The organism is Microbacterium xanthum, from assembly GCF_034531355.1.
In the GTDB taxonomy this organism is placed as follows: domain Bacteria; phylum Actinomycetota; class Actinomycetes; order Actinomycetales; family Microbacteriaceae; genus Microbacterium; species Microbacterium xanthum.
In genome coordinates, this window is sequence record NZ_JAWHUE010000001.1 from 1,073,898 (window position 1) to 1,098,765 (window position 24,868).

Genomic DNA, 24,868 nt, shown 5'->3' on the forward strand with positions numbered 1-24,868 from the left:
TGCCCACCTCGTCAGACTGTCCCCCCTCCAGTATGTCGGGCGATCATTCGGGCGGGGGGCTCAGCGGGAGAAGGGAGCCGTCTCGTAGACCGCGCCGTGCTGGCCTGCGAGGGCGGTCGCGATGCCGTCGACCGACTGCACGAGGCGGTGGGAGGTGTCCGTCCCGCGCGGAACCTGCGCATCCACGTCGGGATGGGTGCCGAGCGATTCGTTCGACACCCACCGGACGGGGCGCCCGAGGCGCTCGCCGAGAGACAGCGCGAGACGGCGGAAGGCGGCGCGTGCCGCGGCGTCGAGGTAGAGCAGCACGGCGCTGTGGAAGAGGACGAGGGTCGCATCCTCCGGTGCGGTCGCCGCCGTGGGCGCGGTGGCTTCGAGCAGGTCGCCGCGGACGATGCGCGGCGGGTCGGGTGCGGCGAGCGACGCGGCACCTGTCAACCGTGCGACCCGGGCGTCGTGATCCGGCCCGGGCCACACGAGCGTCGCCAGCCACGCCACCGCCTCCGGGTCGGCGACGTCGATCGGCGAGACGTCGATGCCCGCGCGCCACGTGACCTGGGGCATGCGCACCGGCACGTCGGCCGGATCATCCACGCGGCACTCGAGCACGACATCTGCGGGTCCGTCATCGGGGTGCAGGTCGTGGGACCCGGCGGGGGAGGTGTAGCGGTACGAGTATCGGTCCGGCAGGAGGCACAGGCCCGCCGCGGTGCCCACTTCGAGGAGCGCGATCGGCCCTTCGATCCGAGACAGAACCGGGAGCAGGGTCGCGCACCGGCCCACCTCGTTCGTCTGGGTGGCCCGCGCCGCCGCGACCGTGACGACCGCATCCCATCTCCCGGTGAGCCATTCCCGCCACCGCGGGTACGGCACCTCCGGTGCTCCTGCCCACCGGGCGGCAGCGAACAGGAGGTTGGCCTGGTGCAGGCGCGGCGGGAGCATCCGGACCCGCTCGAGCATCTCGGGATCGGCCGCGATGCCGGCGGCCCAGTCCTCGTAGAGCGGCGACGTGCCGTGCGCCCACCGCGCGGCGAAGTCGGCGTAGTACGCCGCAAGCCGGTCGGCGTCGTCGGGCATCGGTCGATGGGGGGCCATGGCGGCACCCTACGCCCGGGGCGAACCGCGGTGCACGAACTCAGGCTGCGTGCGGCCGTGGGCCGCGCATCCGGTCCGTGCGGGCCTCCCAGCCTGAGTTGGTGCACGTCGGCGGGCTAGCCTTGCGGAGTGACAGAGCCGAGGGACGACGTCGGGACCGCGCACGCCGCCGAAGATCAGGTGCCCCACGGCGTCGGACCGTGGCCGGGCGGCCCGGACGCCGCCGAAGATCAGGTGCCCCACGGCGTCGGACCGTGGCCGGGCGGCCCGGACGCATGGCCGGACGACCCCCGTTACGACCGTGACCTCCTCGCGGAGGGCGATCGCCGGAACGTCGTCGACGCCTACCGCTACTGGACCATGGCGGCGATCGTCGCCGACCTCGACGTGCGTCGCCACACCTTCCACGTCGCCATCGAGAACTGGCAGCACGACTTCAACATCGGATCGATCGTGCGAACCGCCAACGCGTTCCTCGCCGCCGAGGTGCACATCATCGGGCGCCGCCGATGGAACCGTCGCGGCGCCATGGTCACCGACCGCTACCAGCACGTGCGCCACCACGACGACATCGCCGCCTTCGCCGCGTGGGCCGCCGACGCCGGTCTGCCGATCATCGCCGTCGACAACGTGGACGGGTCGCTGCCGGTGGACCGTGCCGATCTCCCCCGCGAATGCGTTCTGCTGTTCGGGCAGGAGGGCCCCGGACTGTCACCGGAGGCGCTCGCCGCCGCATCCGGAGCCGTCGAGATCACCCAGTACGGTTCGACCCGTTCGATGAACGCCGGCGCTGCCGCCGCGGTGGTCATGTACGAATGGTGTCGCCGCTACGCCACCGCCTGACCGCGAGGGGGGTCAGGCGCCGGTGGTCATCCAGTCGTGACCGCGTACGCGCCAGCCGAGGGTCGCCAGACGCGCAAGCATGAACACGCCGAAGAACGCCACCGCCAGCCACGCGAGCCCCGCGGTGCCGCCGAGGGGAAGGATGCTCAGCACGATGAGCACCGGCAGGTACGGGACGAGGGTGAGACCCCCGGCGATCGCGAGGTAGCGGGCGTCGCCCGCGCCCATGAGCACTCCGTCGAGCACGAACACGGCCCCCGCGACCGGCTGCGCGACGGCGAGGACGATGAGGGCCGGCTGGATGAGCGCGGCAAGCGCCGGGTCGCCGGTGAAGACGAGGCCGATCACGCCGGACAGGCCCCCGATCACGAGGCCCACCAGCACGCCGAATGCCACACCCCAGGCGAGGGTCCGTTGCAGGACGCGACGCACGGTGTGCTCGTCGCCGGCTCCGAGACCCTTGCCGATGAGGGCTTGGGCGGCGATGGCGAGAGCATCCAGGGCGAAGGCGGCCGTGGAGAAGATCGTGAAGGCGACCTGCCATCCGGCCAGTTCGTCGGTGCCGAGCGTCGTGGCCACCGCGACGGTGGCCAGCAGCGCCGCGCGGAGGGCGACCGTGCGCAGGAACAGCCAGCCGCCCGATCGGGCGCTCCCGGTCACGCCGTCCCGCTGCGGGCGCAGCGCCGCACCGTGCCGGCGGGCATGGCGGCCGATGACGACGACGTACGCGGCGACCATCGCCCACTGCGCCAGCACCGTCCCCACCGCCGAGCCGGCGATGCCCCAACCGAGGCCGTAGATGAAGAACGCGTTCAGCAGCGCGTTGCCGCCGAACCCGAGGCCGGCGATCCACAGGGGCGTCACCGTGTCCTGAAGGCCGCGCAGCAGACCCGTCGCGGCGAACACGATGAGCATCGCGGGAAGACCCCACATCGAGATTCCGAGATAGGTCTCGGCCTCCGACGCCACCGCATCGGTCGCCCCGAACAGCCCCACCATGAACGGTGTCGTCAGGTATCCGGCCAACGCGAGGAGGGCACCGAGTCCGAGGGCCAGCCACATGCCGTCGATCCCGGCCGACACGGCGCGGGACGAGTCCCCGGCGCCGAATCGTCGCGCCACGGCGGGCGTCGTCGAGTAGGCGAGGAACACCATCAGGCCGACGATCGTCTGCAGAACGGCGGCCGCGATCCCGAGCCCCGCGAGGGGGACGGTGCCCAGATGACCCACCAGGGCCGAGTCGACGATGAGGAACAGCGGCTCGGCGACGAGCGCTCCGAGCGCCGGCACGGCCAGGCGCAGGATGTCCCGGTTCAGGGTGTCTCGCGCGCTCGCCACCCTCCGAGCCTAGAGTCGCCTGCGGACAAGCGTCGGCTCTGGCCACGGACACAGACTCGGTGCTTATCCTGTACGCATGACCGACGCCCCCGCATCCGGTCTCGCGCTCGACGAGCTCAGCGACGAGATCCGCCCGCAGGACGATCTGTTCCGCCACGTCAACGGCTCGTGGATGGATCGCACCGAGATCCCCGACGACAAGGCCCGGTGGGGCGCGTTCCACCTCATCGCCGAGCAGGCCGAGAAGGACGTCCGCGCGATCATCGAGGAGTCGCAGCAGGCCGAGCCCGGCACCGAGGCGCGCAAGATCGGCGACATGTACTCCAGTTTCATGGACGTCGACCGCGTCAACCAGCTCGGTGTCAGCCCGCTCGGCGCGCAGCTGGCGATGGCCGACGCGATCGCATCCGTTCCCGATTTCCTCCGCACGGTCGGAGTGCTCGAGCGAGACGGCGTCGGCGGCATCATCGACCTCTACGTCGAGCCCGACCCGGGCAATCCGCAGCGCTACGTGCCGTTCTTCCTGCAGGGCGGACTGTCGATGCCCGACGAGAGCTACTACCGACTCGAGAACTTCGCCGACACCCGGGCGGCGTTCCGGGGTCACATCGAGCGGATCCTCGACCTCGCCGGCGTCGCCGGCGCCGCGGATGCCGCCGAGCGCGTCTTCGCCCTCGAGACCGAGATCGCCTCGCACCACTGGGACAACGTCCGCAGCCGCGACGCCGTCGCCACCTACAACCTGCGCACGTGGGACGAGACGGTCGGGCTCGCCGGGGTCGATCTGCTGCCGTGGCGCGAGGGCATCGCCCCGAACCATCCCGACGCGTTCGCCGAGATCGTCGTGTCGCAGCCCAGCTTCCTCGAGGGGCTCGCCGGACTGCTGACCGAAGAACGGCTCGAGGACTGGAAGGCCTGGCTGCGGTTCAAGATCGTGCACGCCGGAGCGGCGTTCCTCACCGACGAGTTCGTCGCCGAGAACTTCTCGTTCTACGGCACCCAGCTCACCGGGGTGCCGGTGAACCGCGAGCGCTGGAAGCGCGGGGTGAGTCTCACCGAGGCGGCCCTGGGGGAGGCGATCGGCAAGGTGTACGTCGACCGGCACTTCCCGCCGCGGGCCAAGGCCGAGATGGACGACCTGGTCGCCAACCTCGTCGAGGCCTACCGCGAGAGCATCTCGTCGCTGGAGTGGATGACGCCGGAGACCCGCGAGCGCGCGCTCGCCAAGCTCGCGGCCTTCACCCCGAAGATCGGGTACCCCGAGACCTGGAAGGACTACGCGTCGCTCGAGATCGACGCCGCCGACCTCGTCGGAAACGTCCGCCGGGCGCACGTCTGGGAGCACGACCGCCAGCTGTCCAAGGTCGGCCAGCCCATCGACCGCGATGAGTGGTACATGACCCCGCAGACGGTCAACGCCTACTACAACCCGCTGATGAACGAGATCGTCTTCCCGGCGGCCATCCTGCAGTATCCGTTCTTCGACGCCGATCGGGACGCCGCCGCCAACTACGGCGGGATCGGTGCCGTCATCGGCCACGAGATCGGCCACGGCTTCGACGACCAGGGCAGCCGGTTCGACGGTGACGGCTCGCTCCGCGACTGGTGGACCGACGCCGACCGGGAGGCGTTCGAGGAGCGCACCGCCGCCCTCATCGACCAGTACAACCACCTCGTGCCCAAGGGGCTGTCCGACGAGCACACCGTCAACGGCGCGCTGACCATCGGGGAGAACATCGGCGACCTGGGTGGTCTGGGCATCGCGATCAAGGCGTACGCGCTGTCGATCGCGAGCGACGACGCCGGGCCGGAGATCGCGGACGCCGCCCCCGTCATCGACGGCTACACCGGCATCCAACGCCTGCTGCTGAGCTGGGCGCAGGTCTGGCAGCAGAAGGGCCGTGACGCCGAAACCATCCGCCTGCTCACGATCGACCCGCACTCGCCCAACGAGTTCCGGTGCAACCAGATCGTGCGCAACATCGACGCGTTCTACGATGCGTTCGAGGTGACCGAGTCGGACGAGCTGTGGCTCGCCCCCGACCAGCGCGTCACCATCTGGTGATCACGAGGACACGAGGAGAGGACACCGTCCGTGGGCACGCCCCCTGAGCCCAGACGCGGAACCGAGGAGCCCCTTCGGAGTTCGCGGCGGATCAGACCCCACGACAGGCGACTGCCCCGCCGGGCCGCCGCCGGCCGGCGATCGTTCGCATCCACTCTCGCGGCCCTGGACGAGCTCGCGGGGTCGGGCGCGAAGGTCGCGGTGCGGGTCACCGACCTCGATCGCGGCGACACCGTGCTCGCCGGCGACGACTTCATCACCCTGCCGATCGGCGGCCTGGGGATCGTGCCGTTGCTGGTCGAGGTCGCGGCGGCGTTCGAGGACGGCCGTCTCGATGCAGCCGAGGTGGTCGATCGTGCGACGGTCGCCGACGTCGCGGTGTCGGGGGTCTGGCAGCACCTGAGTTCCCCCGGCTTCAGCCTCGGCGATCTGGCGGTTCTGGCTGCGGCCACCGGCGACGCGCTCGCCGCCAATGTGCTTCTCGAGCGTGTCGGGCTGGAAGCGGTGCGGACCCGACTCGGGCAGCTGGGGATGCCCCGCACCGCTCTCCTCGACGGGTTCCGTGACACACGTGGACCCGACGACGCCCCCCACGTCGCGCTCGGCACGGCCGCAGAGCTGTCGGAGCTGTTCGCCGCGCTGGTGAATTCGTCCGCGGTCAACGCCTCGGTGAGCGCGCACGTCGCGGAGTGGCTGAGTCTCAATCACGACCTGTCCCTCGTCGCCTCGGCGACCGGTCTGGACCCGTTCTCGCACGAGAACGACGAGCACGGACTCCTCTTCATCAACAAGACCGGCCGCGGTGCCGGCATCCGGTCGGAGGCGGGTGTCCTCGCCGGGCCTCGCGCCGGGGTCTCCTATGCCCTCATCGTGTGCTTCGACGACCTGTCGATCATGCACCGCATGCGTGCGCACTCCGCCTTCCGCGTGCTCGGCACCGACCTCATGGAGTACGTCTACTGACGTCTCGGCTGACCGGGCCGGGCCCGGTCAGAAGACGATGGTGTGGTTGCCGTGACGGATCACCCGGTCCTGCGCGTGCCACAGCACGGCGCGGGAGAGGACTTGCCGTTCGACGTCGGCCCCACGGCGCGCGAGTTCGAGTGAGGAGTCGGCGTGGGTCACGCGCACCGTGTCCTGCTCGATGATGGGGCCCTCGTCGAGGTCGCTCGTGACGTAGTGCGAGGTCGCGCCGATCAGCTTGACGCCTCGCTCCTTGGCCTTCTTGTATGGCTCCGCGCCGATGAAGGCGGGGAGGAAAGAGTGGTGGATGTTGATCACCGGCACTCCGAGCTTCTCCAGGAAGTCGGCCGAGAGGATCTGCATGTACCGGGCGAGGACGACGAAATCGACGTTTCCGACGAGCAGCTCGAGGATCTTCTCCTCCGACTCGGTCTTGTCGGGACCGGGGACGGACGGCACGTGGAAGAACGGCACCCCGAAGGTGCGCACATCCTCCGCGGCGGTGGTGTGGTTGGACACCACCATCGGGATGGTCACGGGCAGTTCACCGCGGCGGTGCCGCCACAGCAGGTCGAGGAGGCAGTGGTCTTGCTTCGAGGCGAGGATCGCCATGCGCTTCGGGGTCGACTGGTCGGTGAGGGACCACTGCAGATCGAATCCGCCGCCGAGGGTTCGGGCGAGGTCCTCCTCGAGGGCCGGGAGTGCCGCGGCCAGGTCGGGGCGGTGGAACACGACCCGCTGGAAGTAATCGCCCCCGGTCGGGTCGTCGGAGTACTGGTCGAACGCGACGATGTTGCCCTCGTGGCGCGTGATCAGCGCGGAGACCGCGGCGACGATGCCGGGGCGATCGGTGCCGTGGACGATGAGACACGCGTGGTCGGGGAGCAAGTGGGGGCTGGGAGCGGCCATACCTCGATTCTGCCGTGTCCGAGGCGCTCACGCGTGCGGGCGGCCACGCTAGCACAGCGGATCGCGGTGCGGCGAGGGCGATGCCGCCGTCACCCGGAGTGCGTATCGTCTGGGTCCGCCCCGCGGGTGACGGACCACGCGAAGGGGCCCGTCCTGCCCTGAAGGAGGTTCCCCATGTCCGACCCCTGGCCGCTGTGGCCGAGCATCCTCGCCCTCGTGGCCGCCGTCCTCGTCGTGATCTTCGCGGGCTCCCGGCTGGCCAAGGCCGCGGACGAGCTCGCCGACCGCACGGGTCTCGGAGAGGCCATCGCCGGCGCGGTGTTCCTCGGGGCGGTGACCTCGCTGCCCGGCATCGTCACCACCGCCACCGGTGCCCTCCAGGGTGACGCCGCCTTCGCCCTCGCCAATCCCGTCGGCGGGATCGCCCTGCAGACGGTGTGGCTGGCCATCGCCGATCTGCTCTACCGGCGCGCCAACCTCGAACACGCCGCCGCATCCCTCGAGAACCTCTTCCAAGCGGTGGTCCTGATCGCGCTGCTGAGCCTGCCGGTGATCGCCTTCGCGACACCGCAGCTCACCATCGGCTGGATCCACCCCGTCACCGTGCTCATCCCGGTCTTCTACTTCTACGGTCTCCATCTGCAGCGGCGCATGCACCACGCGCCGATGTGGAAGCCGATCCGCACCGGAGAGACCCGGGACGACGCCGAAGAGGCGGAGTACAGCGGTCCGCTCTCGCGGGTGTGGCTCACATTCGCCGCGCTCGGCCTCGTGGTGGGTGTGACCGGGTGGGTGATCGGACAGGCGGGTCTCGGCGTGATCGCGGCGACGGGTTGGCCGAGCGGTGTGACGGGGTTCACCCTGACGACAGCGGTCACCTCGCTCCCCGAGCTCATCGTGTTGATCTCTGCGATCCGCATCGGGGCGCTGACCTTGGGTGTGGCCAACATCATCGGCGGCAACGTCTTCGATGTGCTGACCTTGTCGGTGGCCGACGTGTTCTTCCTGGACGGCACGATCTATGCCGCTGCCGGGGCCGAGAGCCTGGTGCTGCTGGGTGGCACGCTCCTGATCACCGCGATCCTCGCGGCCGGGCTCCTTGTGCGGGATCGACGCGGCATCGGGTTCGAGGGCATCGGGATTCCTGCCATCTACGCCGCCACGATCGGTCTCGCACTGGTGGCGATCTGACCCTTCCGGTGCTGTGTCAGCCGTGCTCGCGGCCGTCGAGGTCGCCGACGACGGCGTCCGCGAAGAGATCCGTCGAGGCGTCGCCGCCGAGGTCGCCGGTGAGGATGCCCCGTGCCATCGTCCGCACCATCGCGTCGTAGAGCGCGGCGGCCGGTCGATCGAGTCCGAGGTGGCTGAGCATCATGCTCGCCGACCAGATCTGGGCGACAGGGTTGGCGATTCCGCGTCCGGCGATGTCGGGTGCGGATCCGTGCACGGGCTCGAACAGCGACGGGTGGGCCCGCTCGGGGTTCAGGCTGGCGCTGGGTGCGACGCCGATCGATCCGGCCAGCGCGGCGGCGAGATCGGAGAGGATGTCGCCGAACAGATTCGAGGCGACGATGACGTCGCTGGCGTGGGGATGCAGCACCAGTTCCGCGGCGAGGGCGTCGATGAGCACACTGCGAAGCGCCACCTTCGGTGCCGTCTCGGCGACGGTCTGCGCGACGACCTCGTCCCAGAACGGCATGGTGTGGATGATGCCGTTGGACTTCGTCGCCGACACCAGCGTGCCCCGGCGAGAGGCGGCCAGCTGCGCCGCGTATCGCGCGACGCGTGCGGTGCCGCTGCGGGAGAAGAGCGATTCCTGTACCGCGACGGTGTCGCCGCCGGCGCGGTCGAATCGACCACCCACAGAGGAGTACTCACCCTCGACGTTCTCCCGGACGATCACCAGATCCAGCTCGTCGATCCCGCGGAGAGGACTGGTGGTGCCCGGCAACAGCCGTACCGGGCGCAGGTTGACGTATTGGTCGAAGGTGCGGCGGATCGGGATGAGCAGCCCCCACAGGGTCACATCGTCGGGGATGCCTGGCTCGCCGACGGCGCCGAGCATGATCGCATCCGCAGACGCCATCGTCTCGAGGGCGTCCACGGGCATCATCCGTCCGGTGCGGCGGTAGTGATCCGAACCCCAGTCCCGCTCCCGCCACGTGAGGGTGACCCCTGCGGCGGCGACGGCGGCATCCACGCAGCGGCGCGCGGCGGGCACGACCTCCTGCCCGATGCCGTCGCCGGCGATGACGTCGATCGTGAAACGGGGCTCGGGCATGTCGCTCCTCCTCGGCAGGCGGGACCGACCTTAGCGAAGCGCGCACGCGGCGTGTGTCTCTGCTGATTCTGAGAGACAGCCCTGCTGTGTCTCTGTCTCCCGCCCTGTAACACGGGGTGGGTTCGGGTCGTAAAAGGCGTGTAAAACCCCGTGATTTCGCGGCAATCCGCTTTGTCGGGGGTGGGGGCGGCGACGTAGCTTCGGGAACACCCGAGACACAGACGCCCCGCAGCGTCACCTGAGGAGAAGCATGACCGTCAACCCCGAAGAGCCACCGATCATCTCGTTTCGAGATGTCGGGATGTCGTTCGGTGCGAGCCCGGTGTTCGACGGGCTCGACCTCGACATCCGCCGGGGGGAGTTCGTGTCGATCATCGGCCCGTCCGGTTGCGGCAAGTCCACGGTGCTGCGTCTGGGGTCGGGGCTGACGGAACCCTCGTCGGGATCGATCGATCGGTCGACCGACAACGTCGGGTACGTCTTCCAAGACGCCACGCTGATGCCGTGGCGGACGGTGCGCAAGAACGTCGAGTTGCTCGGCAAGCTCGACAGGATGCCGGACGCCGAGCTGGCACGACGCGTCGACGCGGCGTTGGAGACCGTCGGGCTCGCCGAATACGCGAACCTCCTGCCGCGTCAGCTCTCCGGCGGGATGCGGATGCGTGCCTCGCTGGCGAGGGCCCTCGTGGTCGAGCCCGATCTGTTCTTCTTCGACGAACCGTTCGGCGCGCTCGACGAGATCACCCGGGTCCGTCTCAATCAGGAGCTGATGAGTCTGTTCGCGGAGCGCCGCTTCGCGGGGCTGTTCATCACCCACTCGGTGGACGAATCGATCTTCCTGTCCACGAAAGTCCTCGTGATGGCGGCGCGTCCCGGACGCGTCGTCGCGTCGTTCGATGTGCCGTTCCCCTTCCCTCGCCCGGTCGACCTGAAATTCACCGCGGAGTTCGCCCACTTGGAGCAGGACGTCGCCACCGCGTTGGGGGAGGTCTCCTGATGGCCACGCAGTTCACCGTCTCGACAGGATCGGGTCAGGGTGCGCGGTGGAAGCGCATCGTTCCGCCCCTGGCGTTCTTCGCCCTCATCATCGCGCTGTGGTACGTCATCTCGTACCTGGTCCTCGAGCCGGGCAAGCAATTCCTCCTGCCTCCGCCGCACGAGGTGATCATCGACGGATTCTTCGTGCCCGAGACGCGGGAGGACATCCTCTCCGCGGCGTGGGAGTCGTTCAAGGTCGCGACGGTCGGGCTGGCGATCGCCTTCGTCCTGGGTGTCGGGCAGGCGATCTTGATGAGCCAGGCCACCTGGATCGAGAACATGCTCTACCCGTACGCGGTGTTCCTGCAGACGATCCCGACGCTGGCGATCATCCCGGTGATCGGGTTCTGGTTCGGCTTCGACTTCGGCGCCCGCGTGGTCGTGTGCGTCATCATCGCCCTGTTCCCCCTCATCATCAATCCGCTGAAAGGTCTGCTCGGCGCCGATCCGGGGCTGCACGACCTGTTCACCCTGCGGCGCGCGGGGCGGATGACCCGGCTGGTGCGGCTGCAGCTGCCCGCCGCGCTGCCCGACATCTTCACCGGACTGCAGACGGCCGCGGGCCTGGCGGTGGTCGGCGCGGTGGTCGGCGACTACTTCTTCGGTCGCGGAGCGATCGGGCTCGGTCTGCTGATCGCCCGATACAGCTCGCGCCTGGAAGCGGCCGAGATGCTCGCCACCGTGCTGGCGGCGTGCGGTCTCGGTGTCCTCATGTTCTGGTTCTTCGGCATGCTCGGTCGCCGAATCGTCGGACGCTGGTCGGAGGCGTGGTCGCGATGACCCCTTCGTCGGCGCCGGCGGACGCCCCACCCCCCACCCGAGCACCTACCCGGCACCACCTCTGCACGGCTGCTTCGGCGCCGTTCGATCGAAAGGACCACACCCCATGAAGAAGGCACAGCACACAGGCCTGCGCACCTTCGCGGCCATCGCCGCGGTGGGCGGCGTCGCGCTCACCGCGGGCTGCTCGAGCTCCTCCGACCCGGAACCGACCGAAGCGGCCGCATCCGGAGTCCTCACCGACGTCTGCCCCGAGACGATCGTCATCCAGGCCGACTGGGAGCCGGAGTCCGAGCACGGCGGCATCTACGAGCTCGTCGGTGACGACTACACGATCGACACGGACAACAAGTCGGTGACCGGCACCCTGATGGACGGCGACGAGTCCGCCGGCGTCAACGTGGAGATCCGAATCGGCGGGTCGTCGGTCGGCTACCAGCCGGTGCAGTCGCTGCTGTACCAGGACGACGACATCTTCATGGGCTACGGACGCGTCACGGAGACGATCCCCGCCGTGGAGTCGAACCCGGTGGTCGGCGTCATGTCCACCCTCGAGGTCAGCCCCTACTCGATCTACTGGGACCCCGAGACCTATCCCGAGGTGGAGAGCATCGCCGATCTGAAGGATGAGGACGTCACGATCCTCATGGGCTCGGATCAGACCGTGTGGCAGGACTACCTGCTCGGCACGGGCGTCATCACCGAGAGCCAGGTCGACCAGTCCGATGCGCCGAAGCCCGCCAGCTTCATCGCCGCCGGCGGTTCGGTCGCCGAGGTCGGCTTCGCGTCGGCCGAGCCGTACATGTACGAGGTCGAGGCTGCGGAGGAGTGGGGCAAGCCGGTCGAGATCGGTCTGATCCACGATCTGGGCTTCGCCGAGTACTTCCAGTCGATGGTCGTGCGCCAGGCGGACGTGACCGAGCAGGCGGACTGCCTGAGCGAGCTGATCCCGATCATGCAGCGCGCCGAGGTGGCCTACATCGAAGACCCGACGGAGACCAACGCCTTCATCGTCGAACTGGTCGACGAGTACGACACCGGCTGGATCTACACCGAGGACCTCGCGGAGTGGTCGATCGAGAAGCAGAAGGAACTCGGCCTGGTCGGCAACGGCTCGGACGGAGCCCTCGGCAGCTACGACACCGCGCGTGTGCAGGAGCTCATCGACCTCGTCGGCGAGTACACCGAGTACGACGTGACGGAGATCACCCCGGACACGCTGGTGACCAACGAGTTCATCGACCCCAGCATCGGTCTGCAGGGCTGACGGCCCACAACGAAGGCCCCGCCTCAGGGCGGGGCCTTCGCCGTGCCTCCGGTGGCGGGTGGGTCCGCGGGGGGCCGGACCGGCGGAGGCGGCTCAGAGCGACGCGGCGTCGGCGAGCAGGCTCCGCAGCCGCTCTCCGAACGCCGCGCCGTCACCGGCGACGGCGACGCGGGCGTTCACGCCCTTGTCGAGATGACCGCGCCAGTCGGCGACGGTCTCGCCATCGGTCATCACCCCACCGACCTGCACGTCGACGACGGTCGCCCGCGTGTGGATGAGGGACGGGTCCAGGGCGGCGCCGACCACGAACGGGTCGTGGATGTGCGCCCCGTAGAAGCCGTCGGCGATCTCGTGGAACTCGAAATAGAAGCGCAGACTGTCACGCACGAGGTCGAGCAGCGGGTCCCCGAACGCGGTCGACATGATCGCGACGTCGTCGTCGGCGGCCACCGGAAGGCCGCAGGCCCGAGCGACGTCGGCGAGACCGGATGCATCGATCCGCGAGGTCTCGGTCACGTCCAGGCCCATCACCGTCAGCGGTGCCGCGCCGTCTTCGGCGCACACGCTCCACCGGTGGAAGACGATCTTGGCCGCCTCCGGATCGACGTGGATGTTCCACTCCACGCGCGGGGCGGCGTTGCCGGCCTCGAAGAACGTCCCGCCCATGATGAACACGTCGCGCAGCAACAGCGGCAGGCGGGGCTCGGCGAGCACCGCGGCCGCCAGATTCGTGAGCGGACCCAGCGTCACCAGGGTGATCTCGCCGGGCCGACGCCGCGCGGTCTCGACGATGAGGTCCACCGCGTGCCGGTCGGAGGCGGCGGTGCTCGGCGACACCTGCGCATAACCGATGCCATGGGGGCCGTGGGTCTCCGGCGTGGTCTCGAGAGGCCGGGCGACCGGTCCCGTTGCGCCTGCGGCCACCTCCACGTCGGCGCGCCCGGCGATCTCGAGCACGCCGAGCGTGTTGTGCACGACATCGTCGAGGGGCACGTTCCCGGCCACGCACGTCACGCCGGCCAGCTCGATGTCGGGGTGGGCCGCGGCGTAGATCAACGCGAGGGTGTCGTCGATGCCGGTGTCGACGTCGAGGATCATCGGCAGACGCTCGCCGGTGCGGTCGTAGGGAATGTCACGGACGTCGCGGAGAAGGCGCATGGAGACTCTCAGTAGGCGGTGGTCTTTGTCAGGTGATGCGGCCGGATGCGGTCGTGGAACGCCGACCACAGCCGGAAGTCGATCTGGGGGACGATCAGCGGCGTGTCCGGACGTCGGGCGTTCAGGGCGTCGGTCAACAGGCCGCAGGCGTAGACGGTCTGCACGCGGATCTCGTTCTCCCACGCCGACCCGGCCGGCAGCAACGTGCCCTCGTCGACGGCTTCCGCCAAGGGCGGGGAGTAACGCAGCACGCCCATCGCGCGCAGCGCCGCAGGAACGATGTAGTCGGCGAACGCGGAGAGGGCGTCGATGTCGTCGAAGCGGACCAGTCCGCGATGGTGCAGCATCCAGGCCGCCAGCTGCGCGAGCTTGTCGATCCGTACCGTGCGCCCATGCAGCACAGAGGCGTCGTCGTAGGCGGAGAACTCGCGCGTCAGGCGCTCGAGCATCCCGGCGCCATCGGCGTACAGGCGCGGCGGGCAGTCGTCGACGAACGCGTGGAAACGACCGGAGTAGTGATCGACCAGCACGCGGCCGACCGCCCGCAGCACGGCCGCACGTTCGGCGAGCATCGGGATCGGGCGGGGACCGTGGAGGATCTCGCCGAGGGTCGCCGGCGTGACCTCGGCCAGCCAGGCCCCCTCGAGGGCCGGGATCCCCGCGGCGATCGCCTGCTCGAACCGGACGAACATCGCGTCGGCGTCGATGAGCTCTCGCCCGGCGACCTCGATCGACCACGGCACCCGGGTGTCGAAGTCGGTGTAGGCGAAATTGATCGCACCGGTGACGAGGGTGAAGTCGATCTGCGCCTCGCGCGTCGGCCCGCTGTCGCCGGGGGCCGGCGGGTCGGGCTCGACCGCGGGGAATGTCTCGAACTGCATCCAGTCGGCGACCTGTGCGAGTCGGTCCAGGTCGAGGGTGACGTCGCGGCACGTCGCGTGCGCGGCGCGGGCGTCGGCGAGGACCGGGTACGACCATGCGGCGCTGCGACCGGAATCGATCGGAAGGAGGACGGACACGGGTCATTCCTCCGACCGTCGGTAGGGGACCCCGACGGCGGCGGGAGGCCGCAGGGTGTGGTGCGCGGCCATGAGCACGACCAGCGTGACCAGGTACGGGGCGATGCTCACCAGTTCGCTGGGGACGCCGTCGCCGAACAGATACCACAGCAGCACCGGCAGGCCGAACGCTCCGTACCAGAGCGATTCCTTGCGGCGGCCCGCGGCCACGAGCCATACGCACCGGGCGAGGAGGATCGCCGCGCCCAGCAGCAGCAGGGCGTTCACCGATGCTTCCTGCCGGGTGCGGAGGGCGTCGGTGAAGCCGAACAGGAGGCTTCCGGTGAGGACGCCTCCGGGGTGCCAGTTCCCGAAGATCACGGTGGCCAGGCCGATGAATCCGCGGCCGGCGATCTGACCTTCCCGGTAGAGGGAGCTGGCGACGACCACCATGTACGCGCCGCCCAGGCCCGCCAGCGCGCCCGAGATGCCCTGGGTGAGGTAATGGATGCGGTACGGCGAGACGCCGAGCGAGTCCGCGGCGGCCGGGTTCTCACCCGTCGCGCGCACCCTCAGTCCGAAGCGGGTCTTGGCCAGCACCCACCACGTGATCGGCACGAGCGAGAAGGCCAGCAGCGTGCCGACCGACACGTCGGTGACCAGTCCGAGCGTGATCGCGGCGGCGTCGGAGAGGAACAGGATGCCGTGGCCGGCGAGCGGGCCCAGCAGGAGCTCCGCCCCCGGAAGGCTCACCAGTGGCAGCTGCTCCAGCGTCGGCGACTGGGTGATGCTGCCCCCGGGCTCTTCGGCGAAGGTGACCGACGACAGGAAGCGCACCAGACCGATCGCCATCATGTTGACCACGATTCCCGAGATCGCCTGGTCCACGCCGAGGTTCTGGGTCAGCAGCGCCTGGAACACCCCCGCGAACGCGCCCCCGACGACGCCTCCGAGGAGGGCGGCCCACGGCCCGTACGACAGCGCGACCCAGGCTCCGGTCCACGATCCGATGATCATCATGCCGTCGAGGCCGATGTTGAGGGTGCCGCCGCGTTCGGCCCAGAGCCCGCCGAGGCCGGCCAGGAGGATGGGAACGGTGAAGCGCAGCGTGGCCCCGGTGAGGCCCTCGGAGGTGAGGTCGGGTGTCTCGGCCAGGACGGCGACGAGCGGCACCGACATGGCGATCAGCACCACCCATACCCACCGCGGCACGCGGCGCGTGCGGGTGGCGGGTGTCAGGTCGTGGCGGGGGGATGTGACGGTCATGCCGGAACCTCCTCTCGGGCGGCGAAGCGTGCGGCCCGTCGGCGCTCGCGTGATGCGGAGTAGCGGTGCACCAGCTCGTAGGAGGTGACGACGGCGAGCACCACGATGGCCTGCACCACCTGCACCACCTCCTTGGGGATGCCGATGAGGTCCAGCGGAACCGAGCACCGTTCGAGGAACGCCCAGAGCAGAGCCGCAAGGGCGACGCCGAGTGGATGGTTCCGCCCGACGATGGCGATGGACAGCCCGGCCCAGGCCAGTCCGGCGGGGAAGCTGATGCCGTAGCGGTGCGTCGAACCGAGCAGTTCGGGCATGCCGCACAGCCCGGCGATCACGCCGGAGACGACCATGGTGAGCAGGATCATGCGCTTGGGGTCGATGCCGGCCAGCAGCGAGGCGCGCGGAGCGGCGCCGACGGCCGTCAACTGGAAACCGAACCGCGTGCGTGTCGTGACGTACCAGTAGGCGACCCCGATGAGCACGGCGATGGCGGCGAAGCCGTAGACCTCCCCGGCGCCGGGGATGGTGATCGCCGGGAGCCACCCGCTCTCGGGGATGAGGGCGGTCTGGATGTTGTTGCTGCCCTCCTCCTGCACGCCGAGCTGGTCGGGGGAGATGAGATAGGCGATGACCCCGGTGGCGATCGCGTTGAGCATGATCGTGCTGATCACCTCGGAGACCCCGCGACGGGCCTTGAGATAGCCGGCGATCGCGGCGTAGGCGCCGGCGACCGCGGCGGCGACGGCGACCATGATCGGGATGTGCAGGAACCAGGGGAGGGAGAGCCATCCGCCCACGACGGCGGCGAAGAACACGCCGAGTCGGTACTGGCCGTCGATGCCGATGTTGAACAGATACATGCGGAATCCGATCGCCGCAGCGAGGCCGGCGATGTAGTAGGTCGTGCCCTTGTTCACGATCGCGACCCAGCCCTCGGGGGTCATCGCATACTGACCGACGACGGACACGACGGCGGTGGGGCTGGTGCCGTACAGCGCGAGCACGACACCCAGGAGCAGCATCGCGAACACCAGGGAAAGCGCCACCGCGACGATCTGCAGTGAGGTCGTCGCCAGACGCGGACCGTTGACGGCGCGGTGCAGCAGGTCGCGCAGGGATCGCAGGCGACCGGATGCGGCACTCATGCCGCGCCCGCCGTCATGGAGCGGCCGATGGCGGCGCGCGAGGCGGTCTCCGCGTCGAACTCGGCGGTGATGCGTCCGCGGGAGATGACGGCGATACGGTCGGAGAGCGTCGTCAGCTCTTCCATGTCGGTGCTGATCAGCAGGATCGCCATCCCCTCGTTCGCGGCCGCGATCAGACGCGACCAGATCTGTCTCTGCGCTCCGATGTCGACCCCGCGCGTGGGCTGGGCCGCGATGAGGAGCGTCGGTCTCGCGTCGAGCTCGCGTCCGACGATGAATTTCTGTTGGTTTCCGCCCGAGAGGGCCGAGGCGAGCACGTCGATGCCGGGGGTGCGCACGTCGGAGGTCTGCACGACGTGCTGCGCCGCGGCGCGGACACGTCCGACCCGCACATGGCCGCGGCGGGCCAGATGGCGGTCGTGGGTGTGGCCGAGAAGGCGCGACATCCACAGCGGCTGGTCGACCAGCAGGCCCTCCCGCTGTCGATCCTGCGGGATGCAGCCGATGCCCTCGGCGCGACGGCGGACGGTGGCGACGCCGGCGAGGTCGCGTCCGTCGAGGACGACCGATCCGCTGCTGAGGGGGAGGACGCCGAGCACCGCCTCGATCAGCTCGTCCTGACCGTTGCCTTCCACCCCGGCCACCCCGACGATCTCGCCGCGGCGGACGACAAGGTCGATGCCGTTCAGTCGCGCACCGGTCTCACTGGTACCCGCCACATCGCGCAGTTCGAGCGCATCCGAGCGGCCGTCCCGGCGCGGTCGGCGGGGCAGTTCGAGCGGGGCGGTGCCGACCATGAGGACGGCGAGGTCGGCGGCGGCGAGGTCGCCCGGGGCGACGTCGGCGACGACGCGGCCCGCCCGCATGACGGTGATGTGGTCGCTGGCGGCAAGCACTTCGTCGAGGTGGTGGGAGATGAAGATGACGGTCAGCCCGGTCTGGCACATCTCACGCAACCGCTGCAGGAGGTCTTCCGCTTCCTGCACGGTCAGCAGCGCGGTGGGTTCGTCGAGGATGAGGATCTTCGCGCCGCGGTAGAGCACTTTGATGAGTTCGATGCGTTGCCGGACTCCGACACCGAGGTCGCGGACCATCGCGTCGGGGTCGACCTGGAGACCGTAACGCTCAGAGATCTCCAGGATCCGCCGGCGGGCGCCGGCGCGGTCGACTACGCCCCGCCGCAGGGGCTCCGCGCCGAGGATGACGTTGTCGAGCACGCTGAGGTTGTCGGCGAGTTTGAAGTGCTGGAAGACCATTCCGATACCGGCGTCGATGGCGTCGGCGGGTGAGCCGAACGAGGTCGGCTCACCCGCCACGCGCATCGAGCCGCTGTCGGGGCGGGTGGCCCCGTAGAGCACCTTCATCAGGGTCGACTTGCCCGCGCCGTTCTCTCCGACGATCGCGTGCACGGTCTGCGCCGCGACCGAGATGCTGACATCGGCGTTGGCGATGACTCCCGGGTAGGTCTTCGTGATCCCGGTGAGTTCGACGGCGGGTCGATCCATGATGGCGGTGCTCCCGGTGGCTCAGTCGAGGGTGGCCGGTACGACGATCTCGCCCGAGGTGATCTGCGCGGCGAACTCGTCGATGGCCTCGATCGTCTCCGGCGACAGGAACTCACCCGAGGTGGCGTAGCCGACACCCCCCGAGGAGAGGTCGTACACGGTCGTGCCGGCGGTCACGGTGCCGTCGAGCACGCTGTCGATGAAGGAGGAGACACCGACATCGACGCGCTTGAGCATCGACGTGAGGATGACCTCGTTGAGCGGCTCGTCCGTGGTGGTGTACTGGTCGCTGTCGACGCCGATCGCCCAGGTCCCGGCGGCGTCGGCGGATTCGAAGACCCCCAGGCCCGAACCGCCGGCGGCGGCGAAGATCACATCGACCCCCGAGTCGTACATGCCGTTGGCCGCCTCGGCTCCCCGCTGCGGGTCGTTGAAGCCGTTGAAGTCCGGGGGCTCGGTGAGGTAGCCGGCCGACAGCTCGATGTCGGGGTCGGCCGCGAGCGCGCCGGCGTCGAATCCGGCCTGGAATTCGTTGATCAGCGGGATGTTCACGCCGCCGATGAAACCGACCTTGCCCGTGGTGGACTCCAGCGCCGCGGCGACGCCGGCCAGGAACGAGCCCTCGTTGGCGGCGAACATCAGCGAGGTGACGTTGGGCTGGTCGACCGTGTCGTCATCGACGATCGCGAACGACGTCTCGGGATACTTCTGCGCCACCTCGGTCAGTGCCGTGGCGTAGAGGTAGCCGACGGCGATGATCGGGTCGGCGCCGCCCTGGGCCATGAGATCGAGGCGCGCGACGCGGTCTGCGTCGGTGTCCTCCGCGCGTGCCGTCGACTCGATCACCTCGCCGCCGGCGGCCTCGGCGGCCTCGGTGGCGCCGTCCCAGGCCAGGTCGTTGAACCCGCCGTCCCCGCGTCCGCCGAGGTCGTAGGCGACGCCGACGGTGAATTCCGGCTCCGCGCCGGCGTCGTCGGTGGTCTCGGTGCTCTCCCCCGCGCACGCGGTGAGGACGAGTGCGGCGGCGGCGGCGAGGCCGAGTGCCGCGGTCAGAGTGCGTCTTCTCATGGTTGCCCTTTCATCGATGCGGCGTCGTGCCCGGGTGGTCCTCGGGTGCTGCGGGGCAGACGATCCGGCGGTGTGTATCCCTGAGAGTGGCACCGTGAACCCGCCCGCACCGCCGCGACGGGGGAGGCTTTTACCGCCTGTTTACGAAGGCCCCGAATCCGTGCGAGTCCCTGTTACCGGGCGGGTGACACAGACACAGATCGGCGATCGGGACGGCCGCGATCGCCCCGACTGTCTCCCTGTCTCCCTCTCTGTAACGGCGATTGGTCGCGGCGGGTGCACCTGTAACCACCCTGTAAAAAGAGCGTTCCAGCCTGCTTCCCGAGCCGTTCGTGCGCCGACCCGCGGGCTAGCGTTTCGGGTGCCGGGTACAGGAGACAGTGACGCACGGGTACAGCCCGGCGCGAGAGGAGCCGACCGTGACGGACACCGCCGACAGCTATACGCTCGCCGTCGCACAGCCGCGGGTGCGCACCGAGCCGGACCACTCGGCAAACGTCGCCCACGCCGTGGACCTGGTCGCCGAGGCCGCGGCGCGGGGAAGCGACCTCGTGCTCTTCCCGGAGCACAGCCCCGGACCGTTCCGCGAGGGGCAGGACTACGACGCCGCCGGTCCGCTGGCCGCCGCCGCCCGCGAGGCGGCCATCAACGTCGTGTGGAGCCGCATGGAGGCGTGCGAGGACGGACTATGGCGCCTGGTGGTCTACGTCGTCGACCGTGCCGGGCGGACGGTCCTGCGCTACGAGCGCACCCACCCGGCGACCGTCCCCAGCGCCGACACCGGCGGGTTCGTCGCACCGGGTCGGGAGCTCGGGTCCTTCGAACTCGACGGGATCCCGATGGGTATCGCCGTGTGCTCGGAACTGTGGATCCCGGAGACCACGCGTGTCCTGGCTCTGCGCGGGGCGGAGATCATCCTCTCGCCGGCGGGTGGGCACTTCACCGCACTCACGAAGAACTGGCAGGTCATCGCCCGCGCCCGCGCGATCGAGAACCTCTGCCACCTCGCGCTGACGAACAACCTGTACGGCGACGAGCAGGGAGCGGCGCTGGTCGCGGGACCGGAACATGTGCTCGTCGAGGCCGGACGCGCAGAACTCGCCGTCGCACGCCTCGACCTCGCCCGCGCACGGTGGCTGCGGGACACCGACGACTCGCTCGCCGAACCCAAACCCTTCGACTCGATCCCGGGATTGCTCCGCGCCCGACGCCCCGACCTCTACGCCGGACTCACCCGCGTCCGCGGCGACGAATTCGACTACGAGGGGAACCGATGAGTTCCTTCCTCGTCCGCGGCGCATACGTGCTCACCGCCTCGGCGTCCGACGAGACGCCCGCGGTGATCCGTCACGGCGCCGTGCACATCGTCGAGGGACGCATCGCGGCCGTCGACACGTACGCCGCGCTGCGGACCGCCCACCCCGACATCCCCGTGCACGGAGGGGCGCGCGACATCGTCACGCCCGGGTTCGTCAACACCCACGGACACTTCTCGGAGGGCTTGATCACCGGCATCGCTTCGCAGTTCACGCTGTGGGAGTGGATCCATGCGCTCATCCGTCCCGTCTCGCCCTTCCTCGACCGGGAGAAGGCGTACGTCGGCACGCTTCTGGCGGGGGCGCAGATGCTGATGAGCGGGATCACGACCGCGAACGACATGTTCGTCGCCGATCCGCGGCCCGCCGCCCCCGTCACACCGGGTGTCGTGGCTGCGCTGGACGACCTGAACCTGCGCGGCGTGGTGTCCTTCGGGGCCGGCGATGTCGGATCGACGCTGGGCGTGCAGGCCGAGTTCGACGAGCACGAGGCCCTTCTCGAGGCGGCTCGGTCCAGCCGGCTGTCCACCTTCCGGGTCGGTATCGGTGCCGTCGGTGGACAGAGCGAGGCGATGTTCGCGCGATCGGTCGACTTCGCCACCGGCGGGGGCCACGGCGTCCACATCCACCTGCAGGAGGTTCGCGAGGAGGTCACCGCGACCGTGCAGCGCACCGGCGTGACCGCCGTGGCGCACTGCGAACGCGAGGGACTCTTCCGCGCCCCCACTCTCGCGGCGCACTGCGTGTGGCTCGACCCGCACGACCGCGACATCCTCGCCCGCAACCGGGTGGGTGTCGCGCACAACCCGGTGTCGAACATGATCCTCGCGTCGGGCGTCGCCCCCGCGGCCGAGCTGCGGCGCATGGGCATCGACGTGGGAATCGGCGTCGACGGTCCCGCCTCGAACGACAGCCAGGACATGATGCAGGCGATCAAATCGACCGCCCTCCTGGCACGCGTCCACCACCAGCAGGCGACCGCGCTGAGCGCCGTCGACGCGTTCGAGATGGCGACGATCGGCGGGGCGCGCGCCCTGCGGATGGATCGGACGATCGGTTCGCTCGAACCGGGCAAAGCGGCCGACCTCGTGCAGTTCGACGGTGATTCGCTCGCGCTGGCGAACATCCACGACCCCTATCAGGCGGTGGTGTTCGCCGCCGGTGCCCGCGACATCTCATCGGTCTGGGTCGACGGCGAGTGCAGTGTCCGCGGCGGCGTGGTCACCCGTGTGGACGCCGCCGAGGTCGTCGCCCGCTCGCGTCCACTGGCGGCGCAGCTGGTGACCGCCGCGGGTCTGCCCCACCTGTCCGATCTGGCCGACACGGCCGAAGGAGCACGTCCATGACCGCAGACACATCCACGCTCTCGCGTGCCGCCCGATTCCCCTCGTCGCAGCGCAAGATCCGGGCGCCGTTCGTGCTCGATCCCTCGCTGTGCCTGTACTCCCCGCAGGAGAACGTCGACGCGCTGTCGCACCCGCTCATCGCGGAGTGGATCACCTTCATCTCCGAACGCTGGGAACCGGCGTCCGACGGGCGGCCGCGTGTGGCCCTGCTCGTGCCGTGCTGCAAGTACAAGCCCTACCCGGTCAGTCGCGAGCATCGAGCCATCAATGCTGCGCTCCTGGCCGCGGGGTGGCGACCGACCGGAGGCGTCGAGACCCCGAGCGAGCTGCTCGCGCTGCTCGACGAGGGCGAAGACCCTTCCGTGCTGGATGTCTCCGCGTGGGAGAGGGACGGGATCGTCCTGGACCGGTTCGTCATCTCCGAACCCCTCGGCGTCGTGCCCTACCCGCTGGTGTACCGGTGGGACGGGCGACAGAGCCCCGCCACCTCGTATGACGACCCCGGCCTGTTCGAGGCGCGCGGCACATCGGTCTCGCCGGAGCACCCCGCCTTCACCGCGACACCCGCCGCGAGCGGCGGGTGGAAGTGGGGGCCCGGCGAGCGAGAGGCGTACGTCGTCATGCACAACAGGATGGCCGAGGTCATCGCGCAGACCTTCCGGCGGGTGGGCGGCGCCTACGCCGGGATCGGTGCGTGGCTCTCCCCCGGCCTGACGCACCGCAGCTTCCTCGCCGGAAGCGCACAGCGCGACCTCGACGGGATCGCGAAGTCCCGTCGAGGACACGACGACCGGGAACTCCCCCTCATCGGCGTGGGCGACCTCGACGCCCCCGACATCGCGATCATGCCCACCCAGGATGACCTGGACCGTGCCCGCACAGAGCTTGCGGATCGCCTGACGCGCGAAGGTCGCGGCGGCTCTCCCGGCGCGGTGCGCGCGGTCTACGCCCGCGGAGACGGCAACGACACCCCGCTGGGGCTCCCCGAAGCGCTGCGCGCCCTCGCCCGCTGGCTGGATGAGGCCGCGTTACGGGCCGGTTCTTCCTCGGCGGAGGTGCCGGCATGAGCGGGCAGCTGATCCGCGGGGTCGCCGACGGCGAGCTGCTCGGCGAGGTGGAGACCATCGCCGTGTCCGAGGTCCCGGCCGTCGTCGCGCGTGCCCGAGGGGCCTTGGCGGGGTGGCGACGTCGTGCACCGCACGAACGCGCCGATCCGCTTCGTCGCGCGTGCGAGCTCATGCTAGCCGACGCCGAGTCGATCGCGCGGCTGCACGCGCGCGAGTCCGGCAAGGTCATCGCGCAGGCCCGCTTCGAGGTGCGGGGTGCCGTGCGTCTCATGGAGGCCAATGCCGAGCTCGGCCGCATGCGCGCCGGTGACATCGCCCCCACCGGTGCGCTCCCCGGTGGAGAGCGCGACCTGACCATCGTGGAACGGGTGCCGCTGGGCGTGGTGGTCACCGTCATCCCGTTCAACTTCCCCATCGAGCTGATGGTCGAGAAGGCCGCCGCGGCCCTCGCCGTCGGGAACGTCGTCATCGTCAAGGCGCCGCCGCAGAACCCGCTCGCCGCCGGGCGGGTGGTCGCCCTCATGCATGAGGCCGGGATCCCCGAGGACGTGCTGCAGATCGTCTCGGCCGACACCCCCGCCTCGGCGGCGCTGTGCGCGGCGGACGGCGTCGATGCGGTGTCGCTGACCGGCTCGGTCGGCGCGGGCGTCGGCGTGGCGACCGCGACGGCGGCCCAGTTGCGCCCCCTGCACCTGGAACTCGGCGGCAACGGTGCGGCGATCGTCCTGCCCGACGCCGATCTGGACTTCGTGGTGTCGGAGTCGCTGCGCGGCCGACTGCTGATGAACGGTCAGGCTTGCGCCGCCACCAAGCGCCTCGTCGTCCACCGCGACGTGGCCGACGAGGTCACCGCCCGGCTCGACGCGGCACTTGCCCCTCTCGCGCCCACCGACCCGCTCGACGAGTCCGCGCGACTGGGGCCGCTCATCGACGAGCGATCGGCCGCGCGGGTCAGTGGCCAGGTGGATCGGGCGGTCGCCTCCGGCGCCCGCCGTGTGCGCGGTACCGCCAACGACGGAGCGTGGTTCGCCCCCACCCTGCTGGCCGACGTGCCCACCTCCGCGGCGGTGGCCGTGGACGACGAGATCTTCGGCCCGGTGTTCACCGTCGTGCCGGTCTCGTCGGCCGACGAGGCGCTCGCCGTCGCCAATGCGTCGTCGTTGCGCCTGACAGCCGCGGTCTTCTCCGCCGACATCCCCCGCGCCATGTCCCTGGCGGCGGAGCTGGACTTCGGCGGGGTCGTGGTCAACGGCACCAACAACTACCGACCCCCCGTGGTCCCCTTCGGCGGTGTCTCACTCGCCGGCGCGGGCCGCGAGGGCATCGGCTACACGATCGACGAACTGACCCGCTCCCGCTTCATCGCGGTGCGCAATCTGCGTCCCACGTGGGACGCGCAGGCGGAGGACTGAGGAAGACC

At 70.0% G+C, this 24,868-nt stretch carries 21 protein-coding genes; 11 read left to right on the forward strand and 10 right to left on the reverse strand.

What is annotated here, in order from left to right; translation table 11 throughout:
• Window positions 1-60: 60 nt before the first annotated feature.
• Window positions 61-1,095 carry a DUF2332 domain-containing protein gene (locus tag RZO50_RS05175; protein ID WP_322598603.1) on the reverse strand — a complete coding sequence of 345 codons (1,035 nt, stop codon included), beginning with the start codon at window positions 1,093-1,095 and terminating at the stop codon, window positions 61-63.
• Window positions 1,096-1,275: 180 nt separating this feature from the next.
• Between RZO50_RS05175 and RZO50_RS05180 the strand changes: the two genes are divergently transcribed.
• On the forward strand, window positions 1,276-1,938 hold the full coding sequence (locus RZO50_RS05180) for a TrmH family RNA methyltransferase (RefSeq protein WP_416211575.1): 663 nt from the start codon (window positions 1,276-1,278) through the stop codon (window positions 1,936-1,938).
• Window positions 1,939-1,950: 12 nt separating this feature from the next.
• On the opposite strand, the gene RZO50_RS05185 is transcribed toward RZO50_RS05180, so the two are convergent.
• On the reverse strand, window positions 1,951-3,276 hold the full coding sequence (locus RZO50_RS05185) for an MATE family efflux transporter (RefSeq protein WP_322598604.1): 1,326 nt from the start codon (window positions 3,274-3,276) through the stop codon (window positions 1,951-1,953).
• Window positions 3,277-3,352: 76 nt separating this feature from the next.
• Between RZO50_RS05185 and RZO50_RS05190 the strand changes: the two genes are divergently transcribed.
• Together RZO50_RS05190 and RZO50_RS05195 are read left to right on the forward strand one after the other, a co-directional pair.
• Window positions 3,353-5,341, forward strand: a complete 1,989-nt coding sequence (locus RZO50_RS05190) for a M13 family metallopeptidase (RefSeq protein WP_322598605.1) — start codon at window positions 3,353-3,355, stop codon at window positions 5,339-5,341.
• 30 nt (window positions 5,342-5,371) lie between these two features.
• The gene (locus RZO50_RS05195) at window positions 5,372-6,304 is read left to right on the forward strand and encodes a serine hydrolase (RefSeq protein WP_322598606.1); all 933 of its coding nucleotides are present in this window, start codon (window positions 5,372-5,374) and stop codon (window positions 6,302-6,304) included.
• Window positions 6,305-6,331: 27 nt separating this feature from the next.
• Here the strand turns inward: RZO50_RS05195 and purU are convergent, their stop codons facing one another.
• A complete protein-coding gene (gene purU, locus RZO50_RS05200; RefSeq protein ID WP_322598607.1) occupies window positions 6,332-7,213 on the reverse strand; it encodes a formyltetrahydrofolate deformylase in 882 nt (293 codons plus the stop codon).
• Window positions 7,214-7,387: 174 nt separating this feature from the next.
• Here purU and RZO50_RS05205 point away from each other — a divergent pair, with 174 nt between their 5' ends.
• Window positions 7,388-8,404 carry a sodium:calcium antiporter gene (locus RZO50_RS05205; protein ID WP_322598608.1) on the forward strand — a complete coding sequence of 339 codons (1,017 nt, stop codon included), beginning with the start codon at window positions 7,388-7,390 and terminating at the stop codon, window positions 8,402-8,404.
• Window positions 8,405-8,420: 16 nt separating this feature from the next.
• Here the strand turns inward: RZO50_RS05205 and RZO50_RS05210 are convergent, their stop codons facing one another.
• On the reverse strand, window positions 8,421-9,494 hold the full coding sequence (locus RZO50_RS05210; protein WP_322598609.1) for an isocitrate/isopropylmalate dehydrogenase family protein: 1,074 nt from the start codon (window positions 9,492-9,494) through the stop codon (window positions 8,421-8,423).
• A gap of 250 nt (window positions 9,495-9,744) precedes the next feature.
• Here RZO50_RS05210 and RZO50_RS05215 point away from each other — a divergent pair, with 250 nt between their 5' ends.
• From RZO50_RS05215 to RZO50_RS05225, 3 genes are all read left to right on the forward strand, one after another.
• Window positions 9,745-10,491: an ABC transporter ATP-binding protein gene (locus RZO50_RS05215; RefSeq protein WP_322598610.1), complete on the forward strand. Its 747-nt coding sequence runs from the start codon at window positions 9,745-9,747 to the stop codon at window positions 10,489-10,491.
• Window positions 10,491-11,312, forward strand: a complete 822-nt coding sequence (locus RZO50_RS05220; protein WP_322598611.1) for an ABC transporter permease — start codon at window positions 10,491-10,493, stop codon at window positions 11,310-11,312. The genes RZO50_RS05215 and RZO50_RS05220 overlap by 1 nt, the downstream gene beginning before the upstream one ends.
• 106 nt (window positions 11,313-11,418) lie before the next feature.
• Window positions 11,419-12,579 (forward strand): substrate-binding domain-containing protein, encoded by a 1,161-nt coding sequence (locus RZO50_RS05225; RefSeq protein WP_322598612.1) that lies wholly within the window; start codon window positions 11,419-11,421, stop codon window positions 12,577-12,579.
• Window positions 12,580-12,672: 93 nt separating this feature from the next.
• Here RZO50_RS05225 and RZO50_RS05230 read toward each other — a convergent pair whose 3' ends face one another.
• From RZO50_RS05230 to RZO50_RS05255, 6 genes are read right to left on the reverse strand one after another with little or no spacing between them, the layout of a single operon-like run.
• Complete coding sequence (locus RZO50_RS05230; RefSeq protein WP_322598613.1) at window positions 12,673-13,737, reverse strand: nucleoside hydrolase; 1,065 nt, start codon at window positions 13,735-13,737, stop codon at window positions 12,673-12,675.
• Window positions 13,738-13,745: 8 nt separating this feature from the next.
• Complete coding sequence (locus RZO50_RS05235; RefSeq protein ID WP_322598614.1) at window positions 13,746-14,756, reverse strand: queuosine salvage family protein; 1,011 nt, start codon at window positions 14,754-14,756, stop codon at window positions 13,746-13,748.
• 3 nt (window positions 14,757-14,759) lie between these two features.
• Window positions 14,760-16,001 carry an ABC transporter permease gene (locus RZO50_RS05240; protein ID WP_322598615.1) on the reverse strand — a complete coding sequence of 414 codons (1,242 nt, stop codon included), beginning with the start codon at window positions 15,999-16,001 and terminating at the stop codon, window positions 14,760-14,762.
• Window positions 15,998-17,146: an ABC transporter permease gene (locus RZO50_RS05245; protein ID WP_322598616.1), complete on the reverse strand. Its 1,149-nt coding sequence runs from the start codon at window positions 17,144-17,146 to the stop codon at window positions 15,998-16,000. The genes RZO50_RS05240 and RZO50_RS05245 overlap by 4 nt, the downstream gene beginning before the upstream one ends.
• Window positions 17,143-18,651, reverse strand: coding sequence for an ABC transporter ATP-binding protein (locus RZO50_RS05250; RefSeq protein WP_322598617.1), 1,509 nt, complete (start codon window positions 18,649-18,651; stop codon window positions 17,143-17,145). The genes RZO50_RS05245 and RZO50_RS05250 overlap by 4 nt, the downstream gene beginning before the upstream one ends.
• A 21-nt stretch (window positions 18,652-18,672) precedes the next feature.
• Window positions 18,673-19,719: a BMP family lipoprotein gene (locus RZO50_RS05255; protein ID WP_322598618.1), complete on the reverse strand. Its 1,047-nt coding sequence runs from the start codon at window positions 19,717-19,719 to the stop codon at window positions 18,673-18,675.
• Between the two features lie 419 nt (window positions 19,720-20,138).
• Here RZO50_RS05255 and RZO50_RS05260 point away from each other — a divergent pair, with 419 nt between their 5' ends.
• Genes RZO50_RS05260 through RZO50_RS05275 form a run of 4 tightly spaced genes read left to right on the forward strand, consistent with a single transcriptional unit; the run spans window position 20,139 to window position 24,860 of the window.
• Entirely contained in the window at window positions 20,139-20,996 is an 858-nt protein-coding gene (locus RZO50_RS05260) for a carbon-nitrogen hydrolase family protein (RefSeq protein ID WP_322598619.1), read from the forward strand.
• Window positions 20,993-22,381 carry an amidohydrolase family protein gene (locus RZO50_RS05265; RefSeq protein WP_322598620.1) on the forward strand — a complete coding sequence of 463 codons (1,389 nt, stop codon included), beginning with the start codon at window positions 20,993-20,995 and terminating at the stop codon, window positions 22,379-22,381. Before RZO50_RS05260 ends, RZO50_RS05265 begins: the two co-directional genes overlap by 4 nt.
• A complete protein-coding gene (locus RZO50_RS05270) occupies window positions 22,378-23,448 on the forward strand; it encodes a hypothetical protein (RefSeq protein WP_322598621.1) in 1,071 nt (356 codons plus the stop codon). Before RZO50_RS05265 ends, RZO50_RS05270 begins: the two co-directional genes overlap by 4 nt.
• Window positions 23,445-24,860, forward strand: a complete 1,416-nt coding sequence (locus RZO50_RS05275; protein WP_322598622.1) for an aldehyde dehydrogenase family protein — start codon at window positions 23,445-23,447, stop codon at window positions 24,858-24,860. The genes RZO50_RS05270 and RZO50_RS05275 overlap by 4 nt, the downstream gene beginning before the upstream one ends.
• Window positions 24,861-24,868: the final 8 nt, after the last annotated feature.